At 71.5% G+C, this 26,963-nt stretch carries 27 protein-coding genes and 1 riboswitch; of the genes, 15 read left to right on the top strand and 12 right to left on the bottom strand.

Annotated elements, in window-relative coordinates:
* Positions 1-237: 237 nt before the first annotated feature.
* From ACTWQI_RS09725 to ACTWQI_RS09710, 4 genes are all read left to right on the top strand, one after another.
* Entirely contained in the window at positions 238-783 is a 546-nt protein-coding gene (locus tag ACTWQI_RS09725; RefSeq protein WP_443269373.1) for a beta-class carbonic anhydrase, read from the top strand.
* 193 nt (positions 784-976) lie between these two features.
* The gene (locus ACTWQI_RS09720; protein WP_443269372.1) at positions 977-2,014 is read left to right on the top strand and encodes an AAA family ATPase; all 1,038 of its coding nucleotides are present in this window, start codon (positions 977-979) and stop codon (positions 2,012-2,014) included.
* Complete coding sequence (locus ACTWQI_RS09715; protein WP_443269371.1) at positions 2,014-3,372, top strand: DUF58 domain-containing protein; 1,359 nt, start codon at positions 2,014-2,016, stop codon at positions 3,370-3,372. The genes ACTWQI_RS09720 and ACTWQI_RS09715 overlap by 1 nt, the downstream gene beginning before the upstream one ends.
* Complete coding sequence (locus tag ACTWQI_RS09710) at positions 3,369-5,882, top strand: transglutaminase TgpA family protein (protein ID WP_443269370.1); 2,514 nt, start codon at positions 3,369-3,371, stop codon at positions 5,880-5,882. Before ACTWQI_RS09715 ends, ACTWQI_RS09710 begins: the two co-directional genes overlap by 4 nt.
* Before the next feature lie 124 nt (positions 5,883-6,006).
* Here the strand turns inward: ACTWQI_RS09710 and ACTWQI_RS09705 are convergent, their stop codons facing one another.
* The 3 genes from ACTWQI_RS09705 to ACTWQI_RS09695 form a co-directional block, all read right to left on the bottom strand.
* Positions 6,007-6,411 carry a DUF3040 domain-containing protein gene (locus tag ACTWQI_RS09705; protein WP_443269369.1) on the bottom strand — a complete coding sequence of 135 codons (405 nt, stop codon included), beginning with the start codon at positions 6,409-6,411 and terminating at the stop codon, positions 6,007-6,009.
* A gap of 339 nt (positions 6,412-6,750) precedes the next feature.
* Positions 6,751-7,512, bottom strand: coding sequence for a methyltransferase (locus tag ACTWQI_RS09700; protein WP_443269368.1), 762 nt, complete (start codon positions 7,510-7,512; stop codon positions 6,751-6,753).
* A gap of 85 nt (positions 7,513-7,597) precedes the next feature.
* Positions 7,598-8,203 carry an SAV_6107 family HEPN domain-containing protein gene (locus ACTWQI_RS09695; protein WP_443269367.1) on the bottom strand — a complete coding sequence of 202 codons (606 nt, stop codon included), beginning with the start codon at positions 8,201-8,203 and terminating at the stop codon, positions 7,598-7,600.
* A gap of 229 nt (positions 8,204-8,432) precedes the next feature.
* Between ACTWQI_RS09695 and ACTWQI_RS09690 the strand changes: the two genes are divergently transcribed.
* The 4 genes from ACTWQI_RS09690 to ACTWQI_RS09675 all read left to right on the top strand — a co-directional run bounded on the left by ACTWQI_RS09690 (position 8,433) and on the right by ACTWQI_RS09675 (position 13,919).
* Positions 8,433-9,248, top strand: coding sequence for an ATP-binding cassette domain-containing protein (locus ACTWQI_RS09690; RefSeq protein WP_443269366.1), 816 nt, complete (start codon positions 8,433-8,435; stop codon positions 9,246-9,248).
* Positions 9,220-11,307 (top strand): YhgE/Pip family protein, encoded by a 2,088-nt coding sequence (locus tag ACTWQI_RS09685; RefSeq protein WP_443269365.1) that lies wholly within the window; start codon positions 9,220-9,222, stop codon positions 11,305-11,307. The genes ACTWQI_RS09690 and ACTWQI_RS09685 overlap by 29 nt, the downstream gene beginning before the upstream one ends.
* 35 nt (positions 11,308-11,342) lie before the next feature.
* Entirely contained in the window at positions 11,343-11,951 is a 609-nt protein-coding gene (locus tag ACTWQI_RS09680) for a TetR/AcrR family transcriptional regulator (RefSeq protein ID WP_443269364.1), read from the top strand.
* A 387-nt stretch (positions 11,952-12,338) separates the two neighbouring features.
* Entirely contained in the window at positions 12,339-13,919 is a 1,581-nt protein-coding gene (locus tag ACTWQI_RS09675) for a phytoene desaturase family protein (protein WP_443269363.1), read from the top strand.
* A 63-nt stretch (positions 13,920-13,982) separates the two neighbouring features.
* On the opposite strand, the gene ACTWQI_RS09670 is transcribed toward ACTWQI_RS09675, so the two are convergent.
* The 6 genes from ACTWQI_RS09670 to ACTWQI_RS09645 form a co-directional block, all read right to left on the bottom strand.
* Positions 13,983-14,849 carry a hypothetical protein gene (locus ACTWQI_RS09670; RefSeq protein ID WP_443269362.1) on the bottom strand — a complete coding sequence of 289 codons (867 nt, stop codon included), beginning with the start codon at positions 14,847-14,849 and terminating at the stop codon, positions 13,983-13,985.
* A 35-nt stretch (positions 14,850-14,884) separates the two neighbouring features.
* Entirely contained in the window at positions 14,885-15,802 is a 918-nt protein-coding gene (gene metF, locus ACTWQI_RS09665) for a methylenetetrahydrofolate reductase [NAD(P)H] (protein WP_443269361.1), read from the bottom strand.
* 98 nt (positions 15,803-15,900) lie between these two features.
* Positions 15,901-16,587 (bottom strand): thiamine phosphate synthase, encoded by a 687-nt coding sequence (gene thiE / locus ACTWQI_RS09660; protein WP_443269360.1) that lies wholly within the window; start codon positions 16,585-16,587, stop codon positions 15,901-15,903.
* Positions 16,588-16,663: 76 nt separating this feature from the next.
* Positions 16,664-17,029 carry an Rv2175c family DNA-binding protein gene (locus ACTWQI_RS09655; protein WP_443269359.1) on the bottom strand — a complete coding sequence of 122 codons (366 nt, stop codon included), beginning with the start codon at positions 17,027-17,029 and terminating at the stop codon, positions 16,664-16,666.
* Between the two features lie 78 nt (positions 17,030-17,107).
* Positions 17,108-18,334 carry an NAD(P)/FAD-dependent oxidoreductase gene (locus ACTWQI_RS09650; RefSeq protein WP_443269358.1) on the bottom strand — a complete coding sequence of 409 codons (1,227 nt, stop codon included), beginning with the start codon at positions 18,332-18,334 and terminating at the stop codon, positions 17,108-17,110.
* A gap of 132 nt (positions 18,335-18,466) precedes the next feature.
* Positions 18,467-18,808: a hypothetical protein gene (locus ACTWQI_RS09645; protein ID WP_443269357.1), complete on the bottom strand. Its 342-nt coding sequence runs from the start codon at positions 18,806-18,808 to the stop codon at positions 18,467-18,469.
* Between the two features lie 49 nt (positions 18,809-18,857).
* A riboswitch (TPP riboswitch) is annotated at positions 18,858-18,970 on the top strand.
* On the opposite strand from ACTWQI_RS09645, the gene thiO reads away from it, so the two are divergent.
* The 6 genes from thiO (at position 18,968) to ACTWQI_RS09615 (ending at position 24,800) form a co-directional block, all read left to right on the top strand.
* Positions 18,968-20,158 carry a glycine oxidase ThiO gene (gene thiO / locus ACTWQI_RS09640; RefSeq protein WP_443269629.1) on the top strand — a complete coding sequence of 397 codons (1,191 nt, stop codon included), beginning with the start codon at positions 18,968-18,970 and terminating at the stop codon, positions 20,156-20,158. Its footprint overlaps the riboswitch before it by 3 nt.
* On the top strand, positions 20,155-20,370 hold the full coding sequence (gene thiS / locus ACTWQI_RS09635; protein ID WP_443269356.1) for a sulfur carrier protein ThiS: 216 nt from the start codon (positions 20,155-20,157) through the stop codon (positions 20,368-20,370). Before thiO ends, thiS begins: the two co-directional genes overlap by 4 nt.
* Positions 20,371-20,375: 5 nt before the next feature.
* Complete coding sequence (locus tag ACTWQI_RS09630; RefSeq protein ID WP_443269355.1) at positions 20,376-21,173, top strand: thiazole synthase; 798 nt, start codon at positions 20,376-20,378, stop codon at positions 21,171-21,173.
* 86 nt (positions 21,174-21,259) lie between these two features.
* On the top strand, positions 21,260-21,754 hold the full coding sequence (locus ACTWQI_RS09625; RefSeq protein WP_443269354.1) for an SRPBCC domain-containing protein: 495 nt from the start codon (positions 21,260-21,262) through the stop codon (positions 21,752-21,754).
* A 164-nt stretch (positions 21,755-21,918) separates the two neighbouring features.
* Entirely contained in the window at positions 21,919-23,856 is a 1,938-nt protein-coding gene (pknB, locus tag ACTWQI_RS09620; RefSeq protein ID WP_443269353.1) for a Stk1 family PASTA domain-containing Ser/Thr kinase, read from the top strand.
* A gap of 50 nt (positions 23,857-23,906) precedes the next feature.
* Complete coding sequence (locus ACTWQI_RS09615) at positions 23,907-24,800, top strand: deoxyribonuclease IV (protein ID WP_443269352.1); 894 nt, start codon at positions 23,907-23,909, stop codon at positions 24,798-24,800.
* 22 nt (positions 24,801-24,822) lie between these two features.
* Here the strand turns inward: ACTWQI_RS09615 and ACTWQI_RS09610 are convergent, their stop codons facing one another.
* Positions 24,823-25,446, bottom strand: coding sequence for a sulfite oxidase-like oxidoreductase (locus tag ACTWQI_RS09610; protein ID WP_443269351.1), 624 nt, complete (start codon positions 25,444-25,446; stop codon positions 24,823-24,825).
* Positions 25,447-25,597: 151 nt separating this feature from the next.
* Between ACTWQI_RS09610 and bfr the strand changes: the two genes are divergently transcribed.
* On the top strand, positions 25,598-26,095 hold the full coding sequence (bfr, locus tag ACTWQI_RS09605) for a bacterioferritin (RefSeq protein WP_443269350.1): 498 nt from the start codon (positions 25,598-25,600) through the stop codon (positions 26,093-26,095).
* 20 nt (positions 26,096-26,115) lie between these two features.
* Here bfr and ACTWQI_RS09600 read toward each other — a convergent pair whose 3' ends face one another.
* Together ACTWQI_RS09600 and ACTWQI_RS09595 are read right to left on the bottom strand one after the other, a co-directional pair.
* Entirely contained in the window at positions 26,116-26,364 is a 249-nt protein-coding gene (locus tag ACTWQI_RS09600) for a (2Fe-2S)-binding protein (RefSeq protein ID WP_443269349.1), read from the bottom strand.
* Between the two features lie 144 nt (positions 26,365-26,508).
* Positions 26,509-26,963 (bottom strand): 3-deoxy-7-phosphoheptulonate synthase (locus ACTWQI_RS09595; protein ID WP_443269348.1); only part of this gene is annotated, 455 nt, incomplete at its 5' end.

Genomic DNA, 26,963 nt, shown 5'->3' with positions numbered 1-26,963 from the left:
CCGCGCACGCGGGGGGATTCGGTTCCGAGGGGAGCATCACGCCTCCCACTTCGCGTCACTTTAGTCCACTAGTCCCCCTGGTCAATCAACCGGCCCTGCGCGCCGCGCATCCGCGTTCCACCCCCCGGGTTCGGCAGGTCGCCACCCGTGTGGGCTACCTCACATTCGGGTGCGTTGACCACCTTTGCCCGACCTCACAACCACGCCTGACCTGTGGTAACCGATTACGGTCGAATCATGTCGACATCTGCGCCCCTTCCCGCGGACCGGACCGCTCGCTCGGGCGGTACGGTCATCGACCGCCTCGTCGAGGCCAACCGGAAGTACGCCGCCGACTTCACCGACCCGGGCATGGATGCCCATCCCGTCCTCCAGGTGGCCGTGGTCGCCTGCATGGACGCCCGGCTCGACCTGCACGCCGCGCTCGGCCTGGAGCTCGGCGACTGCCACACCATCCGCAACGCGGGCGGAGTGGTCACCGACGACACCATACGGTCCCTCACCATCAGCCAGCGGGCGCTGGGCACCCGCAGCATCGTCCTCATCCACCACACCGGCTGTGGTCTGGAGACCCTGACCGAGGAATTCCGGCACGAACTGGAGATGGAGGTGGGTCAGCGCCCGGCGTGGGCGGTGGAGGCCTTCCGGGACGTCGAGCAGGACGTCCGTCAGTCGATGCAGCGCGTGCGCACCTCCCCGTTCCTGGTGCACACCGACGACGTCCGCGGCTTTGTGTTCGACGTCACCACAGGGCTGCTCCACGAGGTCGACCCTGCGTACTGACCGCCGCAAAGCCCACCAGTTCTGACATAACAACCCCGGTTATCCACAGCCGAGTGACGCGAAGCCGAATCGGCAGCAAGAATGCGTGGTGTGGCATCGCCCCCGGCTTCCGCAGGGGGCGGTGCACATGCATCGGGGTGGGCCGGGTCCGTCGAGCGGGCCTCGGCCCGGGGAACGGGCCGAGGAGGGCCGGGTGACGACCTATGACGATCGAGCGAGCCTCACGGATCTGACCACCACAGCGGAGCGGATCCGCAGGTCGGTGGAGAACGTGATCGAGGGCAAGCCGCAGGTCGTACGGCTCTCGCTGACCGTCCTTCTCGCGGAGGGGCATCTGCTCATCGAGGATGTGCCGGGCGTGGGCAAGACGATGCTCGCCAAGGCACTGGCGCGGTCGATCGATTGTTCGGTGCGGCGCATCCAGTTCACTCCCGACCTCCTGCCGTCGGACATCACCGGAGTGAGCGTCTTCGACCAGCAGCGGCGGGACTTCGAGTTCAAGCCCGGCGCGATCTTCTCGCAGATCGTGATCGGGGACGAGATCAACCGCGCCTCGCCCAAGACCCAGTCGGCGCTGCTGGAGTCACTGGAGGAGCGGCAGGTCACCGTGGACGGGCAGACCTACGAGCTGCCGAGCCCCTTCATGGTGGTGGCCACGCAGAACCCGGTGGAGATGGAAGGCACGTACCCACTCCCCGAAGCCCAGCGGGACCGCTTCATGGCCCGGGTGTCGATCGGCTATCCGAGCGCCGAGGCCGAGTTGGAGATGCTGGACGTGCACGGCGGGGTCTCCCCGCTGGACGACCTGCAACCGGTGGCGCACGCCCATGAGATCGTCAAGCTCGTCGAGGCGGTGCGGACCGTCCATGTCTCCGAGTCGGTGCGACGGTACGCGGTGGACCTGGTGGGGGCCACCCGCGACCACCCGGATCTGCGCTTGGGCGCATCGCCGCGCGCCACGCTGCACCTGGTGCGGGCGGCGAAGGCGGCGGCGGCGCTCGGCGGCCGCGACTACGCCCTGCCCGACGATCTGCAGGAGCTGGCCGTGGCGGTGCTGGCGCACCGGCTGCTGCCCACCGCCCAGGCCCAGTTGAACCGGCGCACGGCCGAGCAGGTCGTCGGCGAGATCCTGCAGCACACGCCGGTGCCCGCCCCGGAGTACCGCGGTGCGCCGCAGCGACCGGTTCCGCCGTCGTTCGGCCCGCAGCGGCCCGGCGCGCGGAGGCTGTGATGTCGTCCCCGGCAGCGGCGTCGACAGCGGACGAGGAGGACGACGGCCGCGGTTTCCGGGCCGCGCTCAGCGGGCTGACGACCCGTGGCCGGTCCTTCCTCGCCGCCGGCGTCGCGGCGGCGATCTGCGCGTACGTCCTGGGGCAGGCCGATCTTCTCCGGGTGGGTCTGCTGCTGGCCTCACTTCCGCTGGTGTGCGTGGCCACGCTGCTGCGCACCCGGTACCGGGTGGCGGGCGGCCGTCGGCTCTCTCCCGCGCGGGTGCCCGCCGCCTCGGAGTCGCGCGTCCACCTCAGAGTGGACAACGTCTCCCGGCTGCCCACCGGACTGCTGATGCTGCAGGATCGGGTGCCGTACGTGCTGGGGCCGCGGCCGCGATTCGTCCTGGACCGGGTGGAGCCCGGCGGGCGCCGCGAGGTGTCCTACCGGGTGCGCTCCGACCTGCGCGGTCGCTATCTGCTGGGGCCGCTGCAGCTGCGACTGACCGACCCGTTCAGGATGTGCGAGCTGACCAGGTCGTTCAGCGCGCACGACACGCTGACCGTGGTGCCGCGCACCGAGCCGCTGCCCGCGATCGGACTCTCGGGCGAGACGTCGGGGTACGGCGACGGCCGCCAGCGCTCGCTGGCGCTGGCCGGCGAGGACGATGTGATCCCGCGCGGCTACCGGCACGGCGACGATCTGCGCCGGGTCCACTGGCGGTCCACGGCGCGGTACGGAGAGCTGATGGTGCGCCGTGAGGAGCAGCCGCAGCGGGCCGGCTGCACCGTACTGCTCGACACCCGGCGATGCGCCCACCAGGGCTCCGGTCCGGACTCGGCCTTCGAATGGGCGGTGTCGGCAACGGCCTCGGTGTCGGCGCACTTGCTGGAGCGGGGCTTCTCGGTACGGCTGCTGACCGACACCGGCAGCTCCATACCCGGCCCCGACGGGGGAGGCGGCTTCGCCGGGGACTCTACGGACACGGCCGGACTGCTGCTGGACAGCCTCGCGGTGGTGGACCACTCCGGCGAGGCGAGCCTGTCCCGGGCGTACGACGTGCTGCGCGGTGGACGAGAGGGGCTGCTGGTCGCCTTCCTCGGCAGCCTGGACGAGGAGCAGACGGCGCTGGTGGCCCGGATGCGGCAGCGCAGCGGAGCCGGGCTGGCGTTTCTGTTGGACAGTGTGGCCTGGTCCCGTGAGAACCGGGGCGCCGAGCCGGGAGCCTTCGAGGAGCAGGTGCGCTTGCTGCGGGAGTCGGGCTGGACGGTGCTGCCGGTGGTGCCGGGCGACTCGCTGGCCGCCCTGTGGCGGCAGGCCGACCGACATCGCAGGAAGACGGGGGCTCCGGCGGGAGGCCTGGCGGGCGGCGGGCTATGAGCGGACGCGGACGGATCACGGTCTGCGCGGCGCTGGCCACGCTGATGACGGCAGGTTCGCTGCTGCCGCTGGTCGATCCTGCCGGGTGGATCCTGCAGGCGGCGCTGCTGCTGGCGATCGTGTCCGGGGCCGGCGCGGTGACCCGCAGAATTCCGCTGGCCAGGCCTTTGACGGTGACGGTGCAGACGCTGGTGGCGCTGCTGCTGCTGACGCTGCTCTTCGCCCGGGAGCAGGCGATGGGCGGCGTGCTGCCGGGGCCGGATGTGGTCCGCGAGTTCGGCCGGCTGCTGGCCGAGGGCGGCATGGACGTGGGCCGGTACGCGATTCCGGCACCGGTGACCGATGGCATACGGCTGCTGCTGGTCGGCGGGGTGCTGGTGATCGGCCTGACCGTGGACGCACTCGCGGTCACCTATCGCAGCGCCGCACCGGCCGGGCTGCCCCTGCTGGCGCTGTACTCCGTCGCAGCAGGGCTGTCCCAGGGCGGGGCGCGCTGGCTGTGGTTCCTCCTTGCGGCCGGCGGCTATCTGCTGCTGCTCCTCGCCGAGGGGCGGGACCGGCTGTCGCAGTGGGGGCGGGTCTTCGCGGGCTCGCCTCGCGGTCCCAGCAGGCTGGGGGCGGGGCTGGAGCCGGGTATCGGAGGCCCGGCGACGGCGCCGGTGCGGTCCGGGCGGCGCATCGGCGCGATGGCCCTGGGCATCGCGCTGCTCGTACCCGCCGTGCTGCCGTCGCTGAGCGGTGGGCTGCTCTACGCGCGAGGTCAGGGCACGGGTACGGGACCGGGAAGCGGCACGATCTCCGCGGTGAATCCCCTGGTGTCCCTGCAGAACAGCCTCAACCAGCCGGAGAACCGAGAGGTGCTCACCTACCGGACGACGGCGGAGAGCACTCAGGACCTGTATCTGCGGATCGTCGCGCTCGACCGGTTCGACGGCGCCTCCTGGAAGCCCTCGGAGCGGAGGGTCACCGATGTCCCGGCGACGCTCCCAACCCCCGTGGGGCTGGGCACGCGCGTACGGACGACGGCGATCGAGACCACCATCGCGGCGGCCGACTGGTATCGCCAGAACTGGCTGCCGCTGCCCTACCCGGCCACCCGGGTGGGGATCCAGGGGCGATGGCGGTTCGAGCCCGAGGGCCGCACGCTGGTCGGGGATCGCGGCCAGACGACGCGGGGGGCGCAGTATCGGGTGTCGAGCCTGCTGATGCAGCCCACCGCCGCGCAGCTGGCCACCGCTCCGCCACCGCCGACGGAGCTGCTGCGGGAGTACACGCAGGTCCCGGACTCCCTGCCCGATGTGGTCGGCCGGACGGCGCGCGAGGTGACCTCGGGGGCCTCCAACGCGTACGAGGAGGCGGCCAAGCTCGAGGACTGGTTCTCCTCCGAGGGAGGGTTCAGCTATGACACCAATGTGGAGACGGGCAGCGGGACGCAGGCCATCACCCGCTTTCTGAAAGCGAAGGAGGGCTTCTGCGTTCACTTCTCCTTCTCAATGGCCGCGATGGCGAGGACCTTGGGCATCCCGGCCCGAGTGGCGGTGGGCTTCACGCCCGGTTCCGCGCGGGCGGACGGTTTGATGTCGGTCGGTCTGAAGGATGCGCACGCCTGGCCGGAGCTCTACTTCGAAGGCGTGGGGTGGACCCGGTTCGAGCCCACCCCGGATCGTGGCACCCCTCCTGCGTACACGTTGGAGGAGACACCGTCCGGGGGCGGCATCGACCCGGTGGCGCCACGGCCCACTGACTCGGCGGCACCCTCGGCTCAGCCGTCGGCATCGGAGAGTTGCGGCCCCGAGCTGAAGAAGCTGGGTGAGTGCGGTACTGCGGCCCAGCAGGGGGGCGGCGAGCCGACGGACCGTGGACTGCCCTGGGGCAGCATCCTTGTCAGGACGGCGCTGGTGCTGCTGATCCTGGTGCTGCCGTTGTTGCCGTTGCTGGGGCGTTCGGGGGTCCGTCGGCGGCGGTTGGCGGGCGCGAGCAGGAGCGCGGAGATCTCGCCCGGCGGAACTCCGGCCGGTTCCGCAGAGCCCCTCGACGGCGAGCCTCCGGCGCCCGGTGACCAGCCGGACCGCACCCTGTCGGAAGGCGAGGCGGCCGACCGGATTCTGGCCGCGTGGCGCGAGCTCATCGACTCCTCGTGGGACTACGGGATCCTGCCCGACGACTCCCAGACGCCGCGCCAGGCCGCGGCCCGGATCGTCACCGTCGGTCGGCTGGACGATGCGGGGGCCGCGTCGGTGCACCGGGTCGCGGACGCGGTGGAACAGGTGCTGTACGCGCCGCGGCCGCGTCCCACAGCGGGGCTGGCGGCCGACGTACGGCGGGTCAGGGCGGGTCTGCGCGCCCAGGCCGGTCCTGGGGCTCAGCTGCGGGCCAGCTTGGCGCCGCGTTCCGCGGTGCGGGTGGTGTGGGCGTGCTCCCGATGGTGGTCGGGGGTGACCGCCCGGTGGAATGTGGAGCGCTGGCTGGCAGCGCTCTCCCGGTTCAGGCCCGGGCGACAGGAGAGCTGAGGGCGCGGAGCCGGGCAGCAACAGGCATGCGTGTGGGCGGCCACTCTCGGGTGGCCGCCCACACGCATGCCTGTTGCTGCCCGGTTGACGTGCTGCTGCCGCAGGCCGCACCACCTACGGCAGGTCAGTGACCCTGTTCGTCGCGGCGGCGCTGCCACCGCTGCTCGATGCGATCCATCATCGACCGACGCTGCCTGGGATGGTGGCGGCGCGGGTGACCTCCTTGGGCGGCCCCGTCCGTCTGCTGCTCACCCGGCTTGGGCGCCTTGCGCCATCCGGTGACCGCGAGCACTGCGCACCCCAGCATGACGAGGAAGCCCACCACGCTGATCCAGATCTCCTGTGCGACCATTCCGGCCATGAGGAGCGCGATACCCACCAGGAAGCCCGCGACCGCCTGGTAGACCCGTCGCCGGGTGTACGTGCGCAGCCCGCTTCCCTCAAGCGCTGTCGCGAACTTGGGATCTTCGGCGTACAGCGCTCGCTCCATCTGCTCGAGCATTCGCTGCTCGTGCTCCGAGAGCGGCACGGAGTCCTCCTACTCGTCGGTCGCGGGGGGCGACCGGGGTGCGACCCTTTCAGGATAGGCAGGGATTCGCCCCCGTGAAACCCGCCCCTCTGCGCCAATTCGCCATTCCGGACCGGCGCGGTGGAACAGGCTCTGGAACACTCATTCCCGAGCCTCCCGTCCGTCACGCCGGACCGTGTCCCCCGATCATACGGGCCTATGCGCCTGATCGGGTGGCCTGTGGCGTACTGCATGCACGCCCATCAGGGCCAGGTCCCGCACGTCACCGGCGGCGGCTGGAACACCGGCGCTCCGGCTCCGACCAGGCCCCTCCACGGTGGCGGCCGGAGGGATTCCGGTTCAGCCGGCCTCCCGCTCGGCGAGCACATGCAACGACGCGGCCACGGACTGGAAGGCCGGGTGCTCGGCCGCAGCCGCCTCGAGCTTGAGCAGGGCCTCCACCGCGCCGGGTTCGGTGTCGACCAGCCCACCCGGCACGAGGTCGGAGAAGATGCGAACACCGTGCACCGCACTGACCTCCAGGCCCGTCGCCGTGACCAGTCGGCTCAGCTGGTCGGCGGTGAACCGGCGAGGCACCGGGTCGCCCTCGCCCCACCGGCCGTCCGGGTCCGAGAGCGCCTGCCGTGCTTCCGTGAAGTGCCCGGCGAGCGCCCGGGCCAGGACGGCTCCCCCCAGTCCCGCCGCGAGCAGACTCAGCGTCCCGGACGGGCGGAGGGCGTCTACGGCGTTCCGCACGCCCTCGGCAGGGTCGTCCACGTACTCCAGCACGCCGTGGCAGAGCACCACGTCGTAACCTCCGCGCTCGACGACGTCGAACAGGCCATGGGCGTCACCCTGCACCCCGCGCACCCGATCGGCGACACCGTCCTCTGCGGCCCTGCGCTCCAGCGCGAACAGCGCGTTGGGGCTGGGGTCGACCACGGTCACCCGATGGCCGAGCCGGGCTGTCGGAACGGCGAACTTGCCCGTCCCGCCACCGGTGTCGAGCACATCGAGGGCCTCCCGGCCCGCCGCCTTCACCCGGCGGTTCAGGGCCTCCTGGAGCACATCCCAGACCACGGCGGTACGGAGGGCGGCACGGGGACGCATGGGGTCGGACACAGCGGGTGGCTCCTCGGCGCGGGACCGCCGCGGGCGGCGGGAAACGAACTGGTGCAGGCAGTTCCCACCCTATTGCCTCCGGAGGTCATCCGGCGTCGGACCGGGCCTCCGCCGAAGGTTGCGGCAGGGAGGGTTGCAGCATCAGCAGCCGCTCGACGATCCGCAGGAACAGCCCCGCGTCCCGGATCAGATCATCTGCGTCCCGGCGGCTCGCCGCGTTCCGTATCCCCGCCTCGGCACGGGCCCGGCGGCTCGCGCCGGATGCGAACAGCACGCTCCACTCGGCGAGTTCGGGTGCGACTTCGGGCAACACCTCCCAAGCGCTGCGGATCCGTCCCCTACGGCTTCGCCGTGGGGAGGCCCCTTGCCCGCGAGGCGGCACCGTCTCGGGCCGGCCACGGACGGCCAGGACGGCCGCGGCGGTGCGCAGCGCGGCGAGGTGTGCGGTGGCGTAGCGCTCGTTCGGAGTCTCCAACTCCGCTGCCTCGTCGAGCCCTTGACGGGCCTGAGCCAGCAGACCGAGGGCCTCGGGCGGCGCCGCGGCCCGGCGCACGACGGGGTGCACGTCCTGGGCCGGGCCGGCCGACGAAGGATCGGGACGGTTGCTGCGGCGTCGGTGCCCTGCGCTGAGAGAACGCGCAGCACTTGCATCAGGGGTGACGGTGTGACGACGGGCGGGCCTGGCAGCCATGACGAACCTCCTGTCCTCGCGGACGGCTCGATGCCGTATGACCACATCGTGGGGCACACCACTGACAATCGGCTCTGACCTGCGCTTTCCCACGATTTTCGGCTCCCCGAGCCAGGCAGTCTCCCCGAGCCGGGCGGCCTTGCGTGAGCCCGGCTTGAGCCGCGGGCCCACGATGGGCCATACTTTTGAACTGACCAGTCAGTGCAAAACCGGGGAGAGGAAGGGTCTCGTGGACAGCACCCCGCACGGGGCAGCGGTCAGGGCCGTGAACTTCGGGGTCCGAGGCCCTCGGGGCTGGGCGTTCCGGGGCATCGACATCGATGCGGAACCCGGCGCGCTCATCGCTATCGAGGGCCTGTCGGGCTCGGGCCGCACCTGTCTGCTGCTCGCACTCACCGGGCGTATGCGCGCAGCAGCGGGCCATGCGGAGATCGCCGGACTGGGGCTGCGCAAGAAGATGGCCGCTGTCCGCCGGATCACGGCCCTCGGCCCGGTCCAGGCCGTCGCCGAGCTGGATCCCGCGCTGACCGTCGGCGAGCACCTGCGCGAACGGGCGCTGCTGCAGCGCCGGTTCAACGGATCGCTGCGCGCCCTGCTGCGGCCGCGGCACGAACGCACGGCGGACGGCCGGCGCCGGATCGGCTGCGCACTCACCACCGCCGGACTGCAGGTGGAGTCCCTCCCCAAGGGTCCGCGTACGGCAGTGCGGGATCTGGGACGGCTCGAGTCGCTCCGGCTGTCGGTGGCGCTGGCACTCGTGGGGCGGCCACGGCTGCTTGCCGTCGACGACACCGATCTGGGGCTCGCGGCCCAAGAACGCAACCAGGCCTGGGCGATGCTCCGGAGCGTGGCGGAGGGCGGAACGACCGTCGTTGCGGTGTGCAGCGAGGCGCCGGATGGGGCGGTGGTGGTCTCGACTGCGCCTCGCGACCAGGACGACCGGGTCGGCCAGGTCGGCCAGGACGGCCAGGACGCCGAGAACGACGAAAGCGACGAGAACGAACAGGGGGCGGCGGATGCGCTCGCCGAGACTGGCCGCGCTTGAACTGAAGCGGTTCGGCAGGGGGAGGCTCCCACGGGCGGCACTCGCAGCCCTCCTGCTCCTGCCGCTGCTCTACGGTGCGCTCTACCTCTGGTCCTTCTGGGACCCGTACGGCCGGCTGGAGAAGATCCCGGTCGCCCTCGTCAACTCCGACCGGGGCGCCACCGTGAAGGGCGAGAAGGTCGCCGCCGGCGATGACATCGCCAGCGGCCTGAAGGACAGCAAGACCTTCGACTGGCACGAGGTGAGCCCCGCCGAAGCCCGCAGCGGCCTCGAGGAGGGCAGGTACTACCTCTCGCTCACCGTGCCGGACGACTTCAGCAGGCGCATCGCCTCCAGCTCCGGTGACAGCCCGGAGACCGGTGCCCTCCAGGTGCACACCAACGACGCCAACAACTACATCGTCGGCGAGATCTCCCGAACCGTGTTCTCCGAGGTGCGGTCCGCGGCGTCGTCGAAGACGTCCCGCGGCTTCCTCGACAAGATCTTCGTCTCCTTCTCCGACATCCACGGAGCGACGGAGAAGGCGGCCAAGGGAGCCGACGACCTGGGCGGAGGCATCGGCGAAGCCAGAAAGGGCGCGGGCGACCTCGCGGACGGCCTGACCGACGCCAAGGACGGCAGCGGGGATCTCCACGACGGCGTCACGAAGCTGCACACCGGAGCCCGCAAGCTCCGAGACGGCTCACAGCGCGTCGCCGACGGCACCCAGGCGCTCGCCGACCGGGCCAACCACATGGCTGACAAAGCCGGTCCGTTTCTGAAGGACCACGGCAAGGAGATCGGCGACAGCGCTCGGCTCGTCGCTCAGGCCAGCACACGGCTCAAGAACGACCTCGGCGACCTGCCCACCGACGCCGCGAACGCGGCCAGGGACACCCGTCTCGCCTCCGACAAGCTGGCCGCGCACTACGCCCGCCGCTGCGCGGGGAAGGTCGAGGTCGAGGTCGTCCTCGACTGCCCGGACCTGAAGAAGGCCGTGGACGCGGCCGATTCCGCGGCGGACGCGGCCGAGAGCTTCAACGAGCTCGTCCAAGACCACAAGAACCTCGACGAACTCGCATCCCACCTCGACGAGGTGCGCCGGATGGCGCTCGACCTGGCCGCGCGCGCCCCCACCCTGGGCAGCGACCTCGAATCCGCCGTGGCGCGGATCAACGCCCTGAACAAGGGAGCCCAGGCGGTCGCCAAGAGCGCGCGGACCCTGCACACAGGCCTGGGCGACGCCCAGCAGGGCGCGTTGGACCTCGACAGCGGCATCGGCCGCCTTTCGACCGGAGCGAACACCCTCAACGGCGGCATGTTCAAGCTCGTTGACGGCTCCAGCAGGCTGGCCGGCGGGCTGCACGACGGCGCCGAGAAGATCCCGGACTACGGCAAGAAGGAGCGGGACACCCGCACCGAGGTGATGGCCGACCCGGTGCGGCTCGCCGCGCAGTCCCTGCACAAGGCGCCCAACTACGGCACCGGCTTCGCGCCGTACTTCATCCCGCTGTCCCTCTGGGTGGGCGCGATGGTCTGCTACATGCTCATCCAGCCGCTCAACCGCCGTGCGCTCGCCGCCGGCGCCTCCTCCTGGCGCGTCGCGCTGGCCGGATGGCTGCCGGTCGCCGCACTCGGGGTGCTGCAGACGGCGGCGCTGATCTCCGTACTGCACTGGGCCCTGGGCCTGCAGATGGCGCGGGCGGCCGGGACGGTGGGCTTCCTCGTGCTGACCACCGCCTGCTTCGCGGCCGTCGTGCAATGGCTGGGCGCCCGGTTCGGACCCGCGGGCCGGATCCTGGTGCTGGCGTTGCTGATGCTCCAGTTGACCTCGGCGGGCGGCACGTATCCGGTGCAGACCAGTCCGGGCTTCTTCAACGCCGTTCACCCGTTCCTGCCGATGACCTACGTGGTGGAGGGCCTGCGCCGGCTCATCACGGGCGGCGGTCTGGAACCGGTGTGGCAGGGCTGCGCGGTGCTGACGGCGTACACCGTGGGCGCCCTAGCGCTCACCGCGTGGTCGGCCCGCCGCAAGCAGGTCTGGACACTCGACCGGCTGCATCCGGAGCTCAGCCTGTGACCGGGACCCGCCTGAAGGCAGGCAGAATCGTCCGTATGGACAGCAGCAGCACCCGCCGCAGAGCCACCCGCGCCAAGCTCTACGAGGCGGCCGTCACCCTCATCGCCGAAAAGGGCTTCTCGTCCACCACGGTCGACGAGATCGCCGAGCGGGCCGGGGTGGCGAAGGGCACGGTCTATTACAACTTCGCGAGCAAGACGGAGCTCTTCGAGGAGCTGCTGCGGCACGGCGTCGGGCTGCTCACCGCCTCGCTCCAGCAGGCCGCCGACGACACCATCGAGCGCGGCGGCAGCCGGGTGGACGCACTCGACGCGATGATCCGCGCGGGGCTCGTCTTCATCGACCGCTATCCGGCGTTCACCCAGCTCTACGTGGCGGAGCTGTGGCGGACCAACCGCGCCTGGCAGTCCACGCTGATGGTGGTGCGGCAACAGGCGGTTGCGGTGGTGGAGAAGGTGCTGCACGAAGCCGTGGAGCGCGGGGAGCTCAACGACGAGATCGATGTGCCGCTGACCGCCGCCGCGCTCGTCGGCATGGTGCTGGTGGCGGCGCTCGACTGGCAGGCGTTCCAGCCGGAGCGGTCACTCGACGATGTGCACGCGGCGCTGTCCCGGCTCCTTCAGGGCAGGGTCAGCGGTGGGTGACGCCGCGCGGACAGGGACCTGACGAAGCGGACCAGGGCCTGACGAAAAAGGTGCGCTGTCCCGGCACGGCTCGATCCCCCCGAGCCGCGTCAGGACAGCGCTTCCCCCGCATTCCCCCGTATCCCCGTTCCCCGTGCACCCCCGGAGTGGTACTCCCCCGTACCCCGGTGGTGCTCCCCCGTCCCGGACGGGGTGCCGCGCCGTACCGCCGCCCCGTGTCGGCGGTGTCGGCGCTGCGTCCCCCTCCGTGGCCTCCACTCTTCCGTCTGGGCAGGCCTGCGCCCATCCGCGCGGCTACTCATCTCGGCGGCTAGGTACGCATACTCAGACCTCCGTTCCCGACCCCACGCGCGCGTGGCGGGCGACTGCCGATCTAAGGTCTCGTCCATGGCACGGATTGCGGTGATCGGCGCCGGGATGGGCGCGCTGGCGGCTGCTGCCCGGCTGGCGGTGGCAGGCCATCGGGTGGCGGTGTACGAGCGCACCGAGACGTACGGCGGTGGGGTGCGGCGCTTCGAGCGGGACGGCTTCGGCTTCGACACCGGCCCCGGCCTCCTGCATCTGCCCGCCGTCTACCGGGACTTGTTCGTCAAGACCGGCCGGGAGCCACTGGAGCGGTGCGTCGAGCTCTCCCAGGTGGACCCGGCGAGCCGGCACGTCTTCCCGGACGGCACGGAGCTCGCGCTGCCGAACGCGTCGCGGGCGGGGGTCGTGGCCGCGCTGGACGCCGCGCTCGGTGCGGGCGCGGGCGAGCGGTGGAGCGATCTGATCAGCCGAGCGGGGGACGCGTGGCACGCGACCCGCAGACCGCTGCTGGAGGAACCGCTGCGGCAGGGCTCGGTACCCGAACGCGACCCCTACCCGGCCGTGGGCCGCAGGCGCCGACCGTTCCTGCGCCCCCCACGGGCGGGCACCCTCGCCGAGACGGCCCGGCGCGAGCTGAGCGACCCCCGGCTGACCGCCCTCCTGGAGAGTCACGCCCTGGCGTACGGCCTCGATCCGCGCGAGGTTCCCGCCGCCGCCACCGTCCTGCCCTACATGGAGCAGACGTTCGGCACCTGGTACATGGCAGGCGGGATGCGGGCCCTCGCCGACGCGCTGTTCGAGCGCTGCCGCGCCCGTGGAGTGGAGTTCCACTTCGGCGCGGAAGTGGCCGAGGTGGCTTTCGACGACAAGCGGGCCCTCGGGATCGAGCTGGTCGACGGCGCCCGGGTCGAGGCGGACACCGTGGTGTCGGGCATCGACGCGCGGCGGCTGTACAGCGAGCTCTGGTCACCGTCCAAGGCCGGGGCGGACTGGCCGGACGAGGGGCTGCTGGGATACGGCCGGTTCGCCGTCCTGCTGGCCCTGCGCGGGGCACGCCCGGCGGACGCGCCGCACCGGACGGTGATCCACGCAGCCGATCGGGCAGCCGAGCTCGCTGCTCTCGACGGGCGGTCGGGCGCTGCGTGCGTACGGCCGACGGTGACCGTGCTGCGCCCCGACGACGTGGCGCTGCGCCCGGATGACGGGCACGAGTCGGTGGTCCTCTCGGTGACCGTGCCGCGCCACCGCGCGGCCGACGGGGCCCGCCGGTCGGCCGGTGACGGCCACCGCGACTGGGAGCCGGATCGCGACGGCGCGCTCGACTGGACGGCCGACGGCCTGGCGGACCACTACGCCGACCAGGTCCTCGCCGCCGTCGATGCGGCGGGGCTGGACCTCGCGGAGCGGATGCTGTGGCGCGAGGTGCGGACGCCCGCCGACCTCGAGCGCGAGACGGGTGCTCCGGGCGGTTCCGTGCCCGGGCCGGCGCTGGCCGGTGACCGGGGGAGGTTTCTGCGCGCCGACAACCGCGCTCCCTTGGAGGGGCTGTATCTGACAGGCGGCTCGGCCCATCCCGGCGGGGGTCTCGCGCACACCGGGATGTCGGGCGCGCTGGTCGCCGGGCTGATCACCGAAGGGCCCGACTGGCGCGGCTCGCAGTGACCACCGACCGCGGGATGACCACCGCCCGCGGGGCCAGGAGGACCCGGCCCCGTAACCGGCCGGTCAGTAGCGGTACTGTTCGCCGTAGCCGGTGTTGTAGCCCTGCTGGTACGGATACGGCTGCTCGTCCCCGGTGGGCTGATAGCCGGCCTGCTGTTCGCCGTCACGCTGCTGCGGCACCCAGACGCCACCGGCCGGAGTGTCGCCGTACGGCTGCCCCGCGACCCCGTACGGGTCGGCCACGTACTGGCCGTTGGTGTAGTCGTACTGCTGCTGGTCGTAGGTCTGCGCGTACTGGTCGTACTGCTGCCCGCCACCGGTGCCGATGTACGGGTCGGAGTACGCGGCGTACTGCCCGTCCCCGTAGCTGTACTGGGTCGCGTAGGCGTTCTGGTCCACAAGCGGATCCTGACCGTAGTCGCCGTAGGTCGCGAAGTTCTGCTGGTCCGCTCCGTACGCGCTCTGCTGGTCCGATCCGTATGCCGAGTCGCTGTAGACCCCGTACTGCCCGGTGTCGTCCGGCATCGGCTGCGGTTGATAGACCTCCTGCCCGGATGGGCTGTACTGCCCGTCCGGGTCTCCCGCGGACATGGCCTCCAGGTCGGAGACCTCCAATGTCGGCTCGGACGACTCCAACAGCTCGTCGTCCTCGTCGCGCCAGCGGTTCACACCGGGGAAACTACGGACCGCCCAGCCCCGGGTGAAGCCTCGCCGGAAGGAGAGCGTCACGAAGGTCTGCCCGATGGCGAACGCGCTCGCGCCCACCCCGATGACCACCACCGACGGCATCAGTACGCCCAGGACCACGCCCAGGAAGCCGACGAAGGCCAGCAGTCGCCAGCGCAATCGCGCCTTGTACTGCAGCAGGACCTCGCCCAGCAGCCACAGGGCGACGATGCCGAATGCGATGTAGAGGACCGTCCAGCCCATGTACGCCCCTCTTCCGCCGGTTGTCGGCAAATCCGTCAGGACTGCTGATGCAGTCCCAGATTCTCGTAGATTTCCAGAGTCGCCGTGGAGTGGTTCAGGGTAATGAAGTGCAACCCGGGAATGTTCTCGGACATCAGACGCGCGCACAGCTCCGTTGCGTACTCGATCCCAATGGAGCGTACAGCGCCCGGGTCATCCTTGACCCGCAAGATGCGTTCTGCCAGCTCAGGCGGGAACGCGGCGTTGCTGAGCTGGGCGAACCGCTCGATCTGCCGGACGTTCGTGACGGGCATGATCTCCGGGATGATCGGAGTGGTGCAGCCGGCTGCCGCTACCCGGTCGCGCAGCCGCAGGTAGTCGTCCGCGTAGAAGAACATCTGCGTAATGGCGAAATCCGCACCCGCCCGACATTTGTCGACGAAGTGATGAATGTCCGTTTCCCAGTCCATCGAGCGCGGGTGCATCTCGGGAAAGGCGGCGACGCCCACACAGAAATCGCCCGACTCCTTGATCAGGCGGACGAGGTCGGCGGCGTACTGCACCCCCTCGGGATGCGGCACCCACTCGCCCATCGGATCCCCGGGCGGATCGCCGCGCAGCGCCAGCATGTTGCGGATGCCCGCGTCGGCGTAGCGGCCGATGATGTTGCGCAGCTCCGAGAGCGAGTGGTTGACGGCGGTGAGGTGGGCGACCGGAGTGAGGGTGGTGTCGGTCGCGATCCGCTCGGTGGCCCGCACGGTCCCGTCGCGGGAGGAGCCGCCGGCACCGTAGGTCACGGAGACGAAGGTCGGAGCGACCGCCTCGATCCGGCGAATGGCGTTCCAGAGCGTCCGCTCGCCCTTCTCGGTCTTCGGGGCGGCGAACTCGAACGAATAGGACCGCTTGCCCGAGGCAAGCAAGTCACGGACCGTACGCGCTCGATCCGTCCTGGTGGATGCAGTGCCGAGGGCCATGTGGGCAGGTTAACCAGCCACCCGGCGGAGCCCCAACCAAACCGTACGATATGCCCGGTAGGCCCGGGTCTTGTCCACCACTCGGACAACGCGCCCGGTCACGCGCTGCGCTCGCGCACCCGCTTCGCGAGGTCCGCCGCCGCCTCGCCCGGGTCGTCGGCCTCCGTGATCGCTCGCACCACCACGACGCGCCGGGCTCCCGCATCCAGCACCTCGTCGAGGTTGGACGCGTCGATTCCGCCGATCGCGAACCAGGGCCGTACGGGCTCCAGAGAGGCGGCGTACCGCACCAGCGGCAGTCCGGGGGCGGGACGGCCCGGCTTGGAGGGAGTGGGCCAGCAGGGGCCGGTGCAGAAGTAGTCGACGCCGGGCTCGGCGACCGCCGCGGCCACCTCCGCCTCGGCGTGCGTGGACCGTCCGATCACCACCGAGCCGCCGAGCAGAGCCCGCGCGGCCGGCACCGGCAGATCGCCCTGTCCCAGGTGCAGCACGTCGGCACCGGCCGCATGAGCGACATCGGCCCGGTCGTTCACCGCGAGCAGCTTGCCGTGGCGTCGGCAGGCGTCCGCGAACACCGCCAGGTGCTCCAGCTCCTCGCCCGCCTCCATGCCCTTGTCCCGGAGCTGCACGATGTCGACGCCGGAGCCGAGCACGGCGTCCAGGAACTCCACCAGGTCGCCCTGGCGCTTGCGCGCGTCGGTGCACAGGTAGAGCAGGGCGCCGGCGAGCTGCTCGCGCACCGTGGCGGCATATCCGGCGTCGGCACGTGCGGTGGCGGTGGCCATGAGTGGGTCCCCCCAAGGCTCGGCGGCGTACGGACCGGAGGGCACCCCGGCCCGTACGCCCTACGGTTTCAGTGGGTCAGACGGCGAGCGCCTGGGCGCGGCGCTTCACTTCCGTGCCGCGATTCTCGCGCAGCGCCTGCGCGGGGGTGCCGGGCAGGCTCGGATCCGGAGTGAAGAGCCACTCCAGCATCTCCTCGTCGGTGAAGCCGTCGTCCTTCAGGAGCGTGAGGGTCCCGGACAGGCCCTTGACCACCTTGCCGTCGCCGATGAAGGCCGCCGGCACCTGCAGCACTCGGTTCTCGCCCCGGCGCACCGCGATCAGCTGGCCTTCCTTGACCAGCTGCCGGACGCGGGTCACCTCCACACCGAGCCGCTCAGCGACGTCGGGGAGGGTGAGCCAGGCGGGAACGAGGGCATCGGTCTTCGTGTCAATCTCGGTCACGGACTCTAGCCTGCCATCCCGCACTGACAGCCGGTAGCGGAGCGCGGCCGGGCGGCCCACCGACCCGCCCTTCGGCGGCTACCGCAGCACCGCCGCCTTCAAGGGCACGGACGGGTCGGCAGCGCGCTCCGGGTCGATCCGCGCCCCGTGTTCGATGAGCTTGCGCCCCTGCGCCAGATCCCTCGGCCGGCCGACCGCGAGCAGGGCGATCAGCGCTCCTTCCCGCAGCCAGCACACCGACCATGACGCCCCGGCCGGATCGCCGCGCCACACGGTGGCGTCCGCCGCGGCGTGGTGCCCGGCGTACTGCACGAACCGGCCGAACTGCTCGGACCAGAAGTAGGGCACCGGGTCGTAGATCACGCCCTCGGCCTCTCCCCCGACGATGTTGGCGGCGACCGTGCGCGGTCCCTGCAGGGCGTTGTCCCAGTGATGGATGAGCAGCCGCTCGCGGTACCGGCCGGACGGGAAGGACGCGCAGTCGCCGACCGCGTACACGTCCGGCACCGAGGTGCGCAGCCGTTCGTCGACGCTCACGGAGCCGTCCGGGGACAGTTCCACGCCCGAGCCCTCCAGCCAGCCGGTCGAGGGCCTGGCGCCGATGCCCACGAGGACGGCGTCCGCGGTCAGCCGGGTCCCGTCCGCCAGCAGCACCGCGCCCTGCTCGACCTCGGCCACCCGCGCGCCGGTGATCAGCCGGGCGCCGCTGTCGGCGTACCACGCCGCCATGTGCTCGGCGACCTCCGCGGGCAGCGCCCCGGCGAGGGGGCGGTCGGCCGCCTCGACGACCGTGACCGGGCAGCCGGCCTCGCGCGCCGCCGTCGCGAACTCGGCGCCGATCCAGCCCGCGCCGATCACCACGACCTCCTGCCGCTGCGTGAGCACGGGGCGCAGCCGCTCGGCGTCGTCGACCGTGCGCAGCACATGCACGCCCGGTACGCCCTCGCTGCCGGGGAGCGTGATCGGCTCGGCGCCGGTGGCCAGCACGAGCCGGTCGTACGGCACCGGCCCGGCCGCCGTCTCCACGACGCGGTCGGCGGGGCGGAGCGCGGTGACATGGCGGCCGAGCAGCAGCTCGATGCCCAGGGCGGAGAAATCGACGTCCAGGGTGGAGCCGTCGGCCTTACCGAGCAGCACGGCCTTGGACAGCGGCGGGCGGTCGTAAGGCTGGTGCGGCTCGGCGCCCAGCAGCGTGATGGCGCCCTTCCAGCCCTGCTCCCGCAGGGCGACCGCGGTCTGCACCCCGGCCATACCCGCGCCCACGATCACGATGCGCTGCGCTGTCTGCTGCCTGTCCTCGCTCACACGATCACTCTAGGACGGCCGTACTGCCTGCCGCGTGGGGGCACCTCCCATGCCGAAGGCCATGGGAGCGCCGGTCGAGATCTCTGATGCGGCATCAAGTTCAGCGGAGCCGGTGGGACGCGACAAACAGGATCAGGGGATGATCTGCTCGACGGCGCTGGTGCCGCTGCCCTCCTGCGACTCCCACTCCCAGCGCTCCTCGAGCCGGATCCGGCCGTCGGGCAGCGGCACGACCGTACTCGCGCAGTGCCCCGAGGACGTGCCGCCGTCCTGCTTCAGCTGGACGTAACGGAAGTCCAGCCGATCGCCGTCCCGGGTGCCGACGAGGTACCCCCGGACGATGTCGCCGCCCACGTACTCGGCCCAGATCCGGCCGTCCGCCTCGTGGTAGTGGAAGCGAGTCCGGGTGCCCACTTGACCGGGCGCCTGGTCGGACACGGGGGCGAATATGAGACCGTCCAGGGACCGGACCATGGACTGCTCCCTTACTGCGCATTGGGGCCAGGCATTAAGGTGGCGAGCCTAGAGCACTCGCGGGAGCCCGGACGCACCGGGCTGAGAGGGAGGCTGGCCGGCCTCCGACCGTACGAACCTGATCCGGGTCATGCCGGCGAAGGGAGGGGCTGGATGCCCATGCACGTGCCCGACGGCAGCAGTTCATGCGGTCCGCGCACGCCGTACGACGTCCTCGTCATCGGGGGCGGCGTCATCGGCCTGGTGACAGCCTGGCGGGCCGCACAGCGCGGGCTGCGCATCGCCGTCGCCGACCCGTCACCGGGCGGGGGCGCCGCACAGGTCGCCGCCGGAATGCTGGCGGCCGTCACCGAGCTCCACTACGGCGAGGAGACGCTGCTGGGCCTCAACCTCGCCTCGGCAGAGCGCTATCCGGAGTTCACGGCCGAGCTGGAGGAGGCGAGCGGCCAGGACACCGGCTACCGCGCCTGCGGCACCATCGCCGTCGCACTGGACTCCGACGACCGCGCCCATCTGCGGGAGCTCCATACGTTCCAGCTGCGCACCGGCCTCGACTCGCAGTGGCTGACAGGGCGCGAATGCCGGAGCCTCGAGCCCATGCTCGCGCCTGGCGTGCGCGGGGGCGTGCTGGTGGCCGGCGACCACCAGACCGACCCCCGCAGGCTGGCCGCGGCACTGGTCACGGCCTGCCAGCGGGCCGGGGTGGTCCTGCACCGCTCCTCGGTCCGACGGCTCTCGGTCGTCCAGGGCCGAGCCACGGGAGCGGTCCTCGAGGACGGCACCGAGCTGGCCGCCGAGCAGGTCGTGCTCGCGGCGGGCAGCCGCAGCGGGCGGCTGGCCGGGGTCCCGGACGAGGTGCTGCCCCCGGTGCGCCCGGTCAAAGGCCAGCTGCTGCGGCTGCGCATCCCCGGACCGTACGCGCCGTTCCTCTCCCGGACCGTCCGGGCCGTCGTACGCGGCGGGCACCTGTATCTCGTGCCCCGCGAGAACGGGGAGTTGGTGGTCGGCGCGACCAGCGAGGAGCTGGGCTGGGACACCACCGTCACCGCGGGTGGTGTCTACGAACTCCTCCGTGACGCCCATGAGTTGGTACCGGGCATCACCGAACTCCCGCTCGTCGAGACCGGCGCCGGACTGCGCCCCGGCTCCCCCGACAACGCGCCGCTGCTGGGCCCGACCGCGCTGCCGGGTCTGCACCTCGCGACCGGCCACTACCGCAACGGGGTGCTGCTCACACCGATCACGGGCGAGGCGATGGCCGAGGTCCTCACCACCGGTGAACTCCCCGACGTGGCCCGGCCCTTCTCCCCCCGACGCTTCGCCCCCGCACTCCAGGAGCGCTCCGCATGACCGTGTCCGTGCTGACCGTGTCCCTGAACGGCGAGCCCCGCGACGTGCCCGACGGCACCACCCTCGACCGACTCGTCGCGACCCTGACCACGGCCTCCTCCGGCGTCGCCGCCGCCGTCAACGAGGCGGTCATCCCGCGCGGCGAGTGGCCCACCACGCGACTCGGCGACGGCGACCGCGTCGAGGTCCTGACCGCGGTTCAGGGAGGCTGAGTCCCGTGGCCGACGATCTCTTCCACCTCGGCGACGCCACGTTCGGCTCCCGGCTGATCATGGGTACGGGCGGCGCCCCAAGCCTCGAGGTGCTCGAGCGCGCGCTCGTGGCCTCCGGCACCGAGCTGACCACGGTGGCCATGCGCCGCCTCGACCCGACCGTGCAGGGTTCCGTGCTGTCCGTGCTCGACAAGCTCGGGATCCGGGTCCTGCCGAACACGGCCGGGTGCTTCACCGCGGGCGAGGCCGTGCTCACCGCCCGGCTCGCCCGGGAGGCCCTGGGCACCTCCTGGATCAAGCTGGAGGTCGTGGCGGACGAGCGCACCCTGCTGCCCGACCCCGTCGAGCTGCTGGACGCCGCCGAGACCCTGGTCGACGACGGCTTCACCGTCCTCCCGTACACCAACGACGACCCGGTGCTCGCCCGAAAGCTGGAGGACGTGGGCTGCGCCGCGATCATGCCGCTCGGCTCCCCCATCGGCTCCGGCCTCGGCATCCGCAACCCGCACAACTTCCAGCTGATCACCGAGCACGCGCGCGTGCCCGTGATCCTCGACGCCGGTGCGGGCACCGCCTCGGACGTAGCCCTGGCCATGGAGCTGGGCTGCGCGGCCGTGATGCTCGCCTCTGCCGTGACCCGCGCCCAGGAGCCGGTGCTCATGGCGGAGGCGATGCGGCACGCCGTCGAGGCCGGGCGGCTGGCCCACCGGGCGGGCCGCATCCCGCGCCGCCACTTCGCCGAGGCCTCCTCCCCGGCCGAGGGCCTGGCCGTACTCGACCCGGAGCGCCCCGCATTCCGGTAGTGGCCCGCCTCCCGGCGGCGACCCACATCCCGGCGGCGGGAGGAGCGCGGACCGAGCGGATAGCGTGGAGAGCGGAGGTGGTCCTCATGGTCCGCGACCGCACGGTCCCCGACCTCATCGACCGCGAGGTCTACGTCCCGGCGCCCACCGACCGCGTCTGGCGAGTGCTGACCGTCGCCGAGCACATCCGCGTCTGGTACGCCTTCGGGGGCGCCGAGGTGGATCTGCGGCCCGGCGGGGCGCTGCGCTTCCGCTGGGACGAGCGCGGCGAGTTCCACGGCCGGGTGGAGCTGGTCGAGCCGCCGTCCAGGCTCAGCTTCCGGATGGCCGCGAAGCCGGACGCCCAGCCCGGTGCCGACGACTCCACCCTGGTCGACTTCCGGCTGTCCCCGGAGGGCGAGGGCACGCGGGTCACGGTCGAGGAATCGGGCATTGCCGGGCTCGACGCCTCGGACGAGGAGAAGGACCGACACGCCGAGTACGCGCGCATGGCCTGGACCGCGGCGCTCGAGGAGCTCTGCGCCATCGCAGCCGCGACCCACGCAGATCCGCCGCCTCCGGGTGCCGCCTCGCACGTATGACGCCGATCCGTTCCCGTCCGTTCGCCGTGGACGGCGGGAACGCTTGCGTCACGGCGCCGGGTCGATCGCGCGGCAGCGTTCGCCGTCACCGTTCGGCTGCAGTCACGTTCCGCATCTGAGCGGGTGTCCTGGGGTGTCGCTGACGGCTCGTAGACTGCGTGATCGTGGATACGACCCTCCAGGACCCTTCCCCTGGCTTCAGTGGAGGAGACCCGATCGTCGGGCATCTGCTCGACGGCCGCTACCGAGTCGACGCGCGGATCGCCGTCGGTGGCATGGCCACGGTCTACCGGGCCGTGGACACCCGCCTCGACCGGGTGCTCGCCCTCAAGGTGATGCACCCCGGCCTCGCCTCCGACCGAGCGTTCGTCGAGCGCTTCATCCACGAGGCCAAGTCCGTCGCCCGGCTCGCCCACCCCAATGTCGTGGGCGTGTACGACCAGGGGATGGACGGGACGTACGTGTATCTGGCCATGGAGTACGTCGCGGGGTGCACCCTGCGGGACGTCCTGCGCGAGCGCGGCGCCCTGCAGCCGCGCGCCGCCCTGGACGTGCTGGAGCCGGTCCTCGCGGCCCTCGGCGCCGCGCACCGCGCCGGTCTTGTGCACCGCGACATGAAGCCGGAGAACGTCCTGATCGGGGACGACGGCCGGGTCAAGGTCGCCGACTTCGGTCTCGTCAGGGCCGTGGACACCCACACCTCCGCCTCCACCGGCTCGCTGCTCGGCACGGTCTCGTATCTCGCGCCCGAGCAGATCGAGCACGGCACCTCCGACACACGCGCGGACGTCTATGCCTGCGGTGTGGTGCTGTACGAGATGCTGACCGGCGCCAAGCCGCACGACGGCGGTACCCCGGCCCAGGTGCTGTACCAGCACCTCCACGAGGACGTCGCGCCGCCCTCTCTTGCCGTGCCGGGCCTGGCGCCCGAGCTGGACGGGCTGGTGGCCGCCGCCACCGCGCGGAACATGGAGCTGCGCCCCACCGACGCCGTCGCACTGCTGGCCGCGGCCCGCGACGCGCGGTCCGTACTCACCGACGAGCAGCTCGACGCCGTTCCGCCGCAGGCCGTGGCGCAGGAGCGGCTGGGGTCGGAGGACCGTACGAGCGTCCTCCCCCGGCTGGTAGCGAGCCCGACGGCCGACGACGGGCTGAACCGGACCAGCAGGCTCGAGATGCTTCCCTCGGCGCCGCCCGCGGCGCCGAGGGCGCACCGGAACCCGGGTGGCCCCCGGCGCGGGATCCCTGCGCTGATCACGGCTGTTCTGCTGGTGCTCGGCCTGGGCGTGGGCGTCTGGTACATCAACTCCGGCCAGTTCACCACCGTGCCCGCCGTCGGCGGACTGCCGCAGGTCGAGGCGGAGCGCAAGCTGCGCGGTGCCGGTCTGGACGTGGCCGTCAAGGAGGTGTTCCACGAGGTCGTGGACCGCGGGAAAGTCATCGAGACGAAGCCGGGGCCGGGCGGCCGGATCCGCGACACCGGCACGGTCACCCTCACCGTCTCCAAGGGCCCCGAGCGCGTGAAAGTCCCCGACGTGGAGGGCGTCCCGCTGGCGAAGGCCAAGGATGAGCTGAAGCAGCTCGGACTGGTCCCGGGGACGGTCCGGCGGGAGTTCAACGGCGACGTGGCGCAGGGCTCGGTCATCACGACCGTGCCGGGACCCGGCACACAGCGCAGGCCGGAGTCAGCGGTCGCGATCATCGTCAGCAAGGGCGAGCCCATCGAGGTGACGGACGTGATCGGCGACCCGGTGGGCGAGGCGGCGCAGGAGCTGCGCGAGGCCGGGCTGAAGGTCCGCGTGGCCCCCGCGCGGGTCTTCTCCGAGGAGGAGAAGGGCACCGTCGCCCGGCAGTCCCCCGCCGAAAGCTCATCCTTGGCCAAGGGTGACACGGTCACGCTGACCGTCTCCAAGGGCCCGCAGATGGTCGAGGTGCCGGAGGTCGAGGGCGAGTCGGAGGACGACGCCAGGCGCGAACTGGAGAAGGCGGGCTTCGAGGTGCAGGTGACCCGGTTCTTCTTCGGTGACGAGGTCTTCGACCAGTCGGTGGAGGGCGGCCAGAAGGCGCCCAAGGGCAGCACGGTCACGATCCGCGTGCGCTGAGATCCATGGGGCCCGTACGGGCCGTACGCCCCCATGGGACCCTGACTGGTGTGAGCAGCGCACCGGTTTCCTCCCGTAACCCTGTCGGCAGCCATGTGCCGGTGGCCGGCGGCCTCGCCTCCGTCGGACTGTCCTACGCCCGGGACATCGGCGCCGAGGCCGTCCAGGTCTTCGTCGCCAACCCGCGCGGCTGGGCCACACCACCGGGGAATCCGCGCCAGGACGAGGCGTTCCGCGCAGCCTGCGCCGACGAGTCGGTCCCGGCGTACGTCCACGCCCCGTATCTGATCAACTTCGGCTCCCACACCGAGGCGACGGCGGACCTGTCGGTTCAGTCGCTACGGCACTCGCTGCGCCGCGGCCGGGCCATCGGCGCCCTCGGCGTCGTGGTCCACACCGGCTCGGCGACCGGAGGGCGTACGCGGGAGGTGGCCCTCGCTCAGGTCCGGGAGCGCATGCTGCCGCTCCTGGAGGACCTGACCCACGACGACGACGATCCGTGGCTGCTGCTCGAGCCGACGGCCGGCCAGGGCACGTCACTGTGCTCACTCGTCGAGGATCTGGGACCGTACTTCGACGCGCTGGAGCGGCATCCGCGGCTCGGCGTCTGCCTGGACACCTGCCACGCCTTCGCCGCCGGACACGACATGGCGGCGCCGGGCGGGACGAAGGAGCTGCTCGACGAGCTGGTGGACACGGTCGGGGAGGGCCGTCTGAAGCTGATCCACGCGAACGACTCCAAGGACGTGGTGGGGGCTCACAAGGACCGGCACGAGAACATCGGCGCCGGTCACATCGGCACGGCCGCTTTCGGCGAACTGTTCGGCCACCCGGCGACCGAGGGAGTGCCGCTGGTGATCGAGACGCCTGGCCGCAAGGTGGGCCACACGACGGACGTGACGCGGCTGAAGGAGCTCCGCACCCCCTCCGTCGACCTGCCCTAGGTCCTGTCCGGTCGGTCAGGGCCTAGAGCTCCGGGCCGTCGCCCGGCTCCTCCTGGTAGGAGTACCGCTGCTCGTGCCACGGGTCGCCGATGTTGTGGTAGCCGCGTTCCTCCCAGAAGCCGCGGCGGTCGGCGGTCATGTACTCGACGCCGCGGACCCACTTCGGGCCCTTCCAGGCGTACAGGTGCGGTACGACCAGCCGTACCGGGAAGCCATGCTCGGCGGTGAGCAGCTCACCGTCCTTGTGGGTGGCGAAGATCGTCCGGTCCGCGGCGAAGTCGGAGATCCGGAGGTTGGAACTGAAGCCGTACTCGGCCCAGACCATCACATGGGTGACCTCGGGCGCCGGCGGCGCGATTTCCAGCACCGTACGGGCGGCCACCCCGCCCCATTCGGCCCCGAGCATGCTGAACTTCGTCACGCAGTGCAGGTCGGCGACCACCGTGGTGTACGGCAGGGCCGTGAACTCCTCGTGCGTCCAGCAGTGCTTGTCCCCGTCGGCGGTGGCGCCGAACACCCTGAACTCCCAGCGCTCGGGCTTGAACTTGGGAACCGGTCCGTAGTGCATGACCGGCCAGCCGCGCTGGAGCCGCTGCCCCGGAGGGAGCTCGACCTGCTCCGCTTCACGGCTTCCCGGCTGACCCATGCATCCATGGTGACAGACCGGGAAGGGTGCTCGTGACCAGGGGAATGCGGATTGGGGCAACTCGTACTAAGCCTGCACTTACTGGACCGCACTCGCGGGCGGTGCGAGGATGCGCGCATCCTGCCGTTCATGTCTGGAAGGAGCCGCTGCGATGCAGGGCGACCCCGAGGTCATCGAGTTTCTCAACGAGCAGCTGACCGCTGAGCTGACTGCGATCAACCAGTACTTCCTGCATTCCAAAATGCAGGAGAACTTCGGCTGGTGGAAGCTCGCGGAGCACACCCGGGCCGAGTCGTTCGACGAGATGCGGCACGCGGAGCTCCTGACCGACCGCATCCTCTTCCTGGAGGGGCTGCCCAACTACCAGCGGCTGTTCCACGTCCGGGTGGGCCAGACGGTCGGCGAGATGTTCCAGGCGGACCGGCAGGTCGAGGTGGAGGCCATCGACCGACTGCGGCGCGGGATCAACGTCATGCGGGCCAAGGACGACATCACTTCGGCCAACATCTTCGAGGGCATCCTCGCCGACGAGGAGCAGCACATCGACTACCTCGACACCCAGCTGGACCTTCTGGAGAAGCTCGGCGAGCCTCTTTACATCGCCCAGCTCGTCGAGCAGCGTGACGGGCCCTCGGTGAAGAGCAAGTAGGCCGACGGCTCCGGCTTCGCTCAGGCGGCCTCGGCGGTGAGCGCAGCGTCAGCGACGAGCGCGGTTGGGTCACCCTGGTCGACGAGCTCGCGCCGGGGGCACGCCCCACGGCCGAGCAGCATCTGGATCCTCCGGACGCACGATCCGCAGTCGGTGCCGGCCTTGCACGCGCCGGCTATCTGGCGGGGGGTGCAGGCACCGGAATCGGCGTGCTCGCGCACCTGCTTCTCCGTGATGCCGAAGCATGAGCAGACGTACACGCGATTCACCCCCGTCACTGGGATCCGACGGCCGACCTCACCATGATCGGTGAGGTTAACCTTACCTTACCCAGTCCGGCCGGGGCTCACAATGCCGGTGGGGCGCGGAATCCATGTGATCCGCGCCCCACCGGCCTGTCCACGGTGTGATCGCTACTGGTCCCGGTACATCTCCGCGACCAGGAAGGCCAGATCCAGGGACTGGCTGCGGTTGAGCCGGGGGTCGCAGGCCGTCTCGTAGCGCTGGTGCAGGTCGTCGACGAAGATCTCGTCACCGCCGCCCACGCACTCGGTCACATCGTCGCCGGTCAGTTCCACATGGATGCCGCCCGGGTGGGTGCCCAGGCCCTTGTGCACCTCGAAGAAGCCCTTGACCTCGTCGAGCACATCGTCGAAGCGCCGGGTCTTGTGGCCCGAGGCGGCCTCGAAGGTGTTCCCGTGCATCGGGTCGCACACCCACGCCACCCGCGCACCAGAGGCGGTGACCTTCTCCACCAGCTCCGGCAACCGGTCGCGGATCTTGTCCGCGCCCATCCGCGTGATGAAGGTCAGCCGACCCGGCTCCCGGTCCGGATCGAGCCGCTCAATCAACGTCAGCGCGTCCTCCG

The sequence above is a fragment of the Streptomyces sp. KR80 genome (assembly GCF_052245555.1).
GTDB lineage: Bacteria > Actinomycetota > Actinomycetes > Streptomycetales > Streptomycetaceae > Streptomyces.
The sequence above is the reverse complement of the archived record's forward strand: the minus strand, read 5'-3'. Positions and strand labels throughout refer to the sequence as shown.

Excerpts from the sequence above, each read along its gene's own strand:
- ACTWQI_RS09695 (WP_443269367.1), bottom strand. The coding sequence starts at position 8,203 with ATGGCTGCCAGGCCCGCCCGTCGTCACACCGTCACCCCTGATGCAAGT.
- thiE (WP_443269360.1), bottom strand. The coding sequence starts at position 16,587 with ATGGCCACCGCCACCGCACGTGCCGACGCCGGATATGCCGCCACGGTG.
- ACTWQI_RS09625 (WP_443269354.1), top strand. The coding sequence starts at position 21,260 with ATGGTCCGCGACCGCACGGTCCCCGACCTCATCGACCGCGAGGTCTAC.
- ACTWQI_RS09610 (WP_443269351.1), bottom strand. The coding sequence starts at position 25,446 with ATGGGTCAGCCGGGAAGCCGTGAAGCGGAGCAGGTCGAGCTCCCTCCG.
- ACTWQI_RS09685 (WP_443269365.1), top strand. The coding sequence starts at position 9,220 with ATGCGCTCGCCGAGACTGGCCGCGCTTGAACTGAAGCGGTTCGGCAGG.
- ACTWQI_RS09670 (WP_443269362.1), bottom strand. The coding sequence starts at position 14,849 with ATGGGCTGGACGGTCCTCTACATCGCATTCGGCATCGTCGCCCTGTGG.
- bfr (WP_443269350.1), top strand. The coding sequence starts at position 25,598 with ATGCAGGGCGACCCCGAGGTCATCGAGTTTCTCAACGAGCAGCTGACC.
- ACTWQI_RS09680 (WP_443269364.1), top strand. The coding sequence starts at position 11,343 with ATGGACAGCAGCAGCACCCGCCGCAGAGCCACCCGCGCCAAGCTCTAC.
- ACTWQI_RS09645 (WP_443269357.1), bottom strand. The coding sequence starts at position 18,808 with ATGGTCCGGTCCCTGGACGGTCTCATATTCGCCCCCGTGTCCGACCAG.
- ACTWQI_RS09710 (WP_443269370.1), top strand. The coding sequence starts at position 3,369 with ATGAGCGGACGCGGACGGATCACGGTCTGCGCGGCGCTGGCCACGCTG.
- thiO (WP_443269629.1), top strand. The coding sequence starts at position 18,968 with ATGCACGTGCCCGACGGCAGCAGTTCATGCGGTCCGCGCACGCCGTAC.
- thiS (WP_443269356.1), top strand. The coding sequence starts at position 20,155 with ATGACCGTGTCCGTGCTGACCGTGTCCCTGAACGGCGAGCCCCGCGAC.
- ACTWQI_RS09725 (WP_443269373.1), top strand. The coding sequence starts at position 238 with ATGTCGACATCTGCGCCCCTTCCCGCGGACCGGACCGCTCGCTCGGGC.
- ACTWQI_RS09675 (WP_443269363.1), top strand. The coding sequence starts at position 12,339 with ATGGCACGGATTGCGGTGATCGGCGCCGGGATGGGCGCGCTGGCGGCT.
- metF (WP_443269361.1), bottom strand. The coding sequence starts at position 15,802 with ATGGCCCTCGGCACTGCATCCACCAGGACGGATCGAGCGCGTACGGTC.
- ACTWQI_RS09715 (WP_443269371.1), top strand. The coding sequence starts at position 2,014 with ATGTCGTCCCCGGCAGCGGCGTCGACAGCGGACGAGGAGGACGACGGC.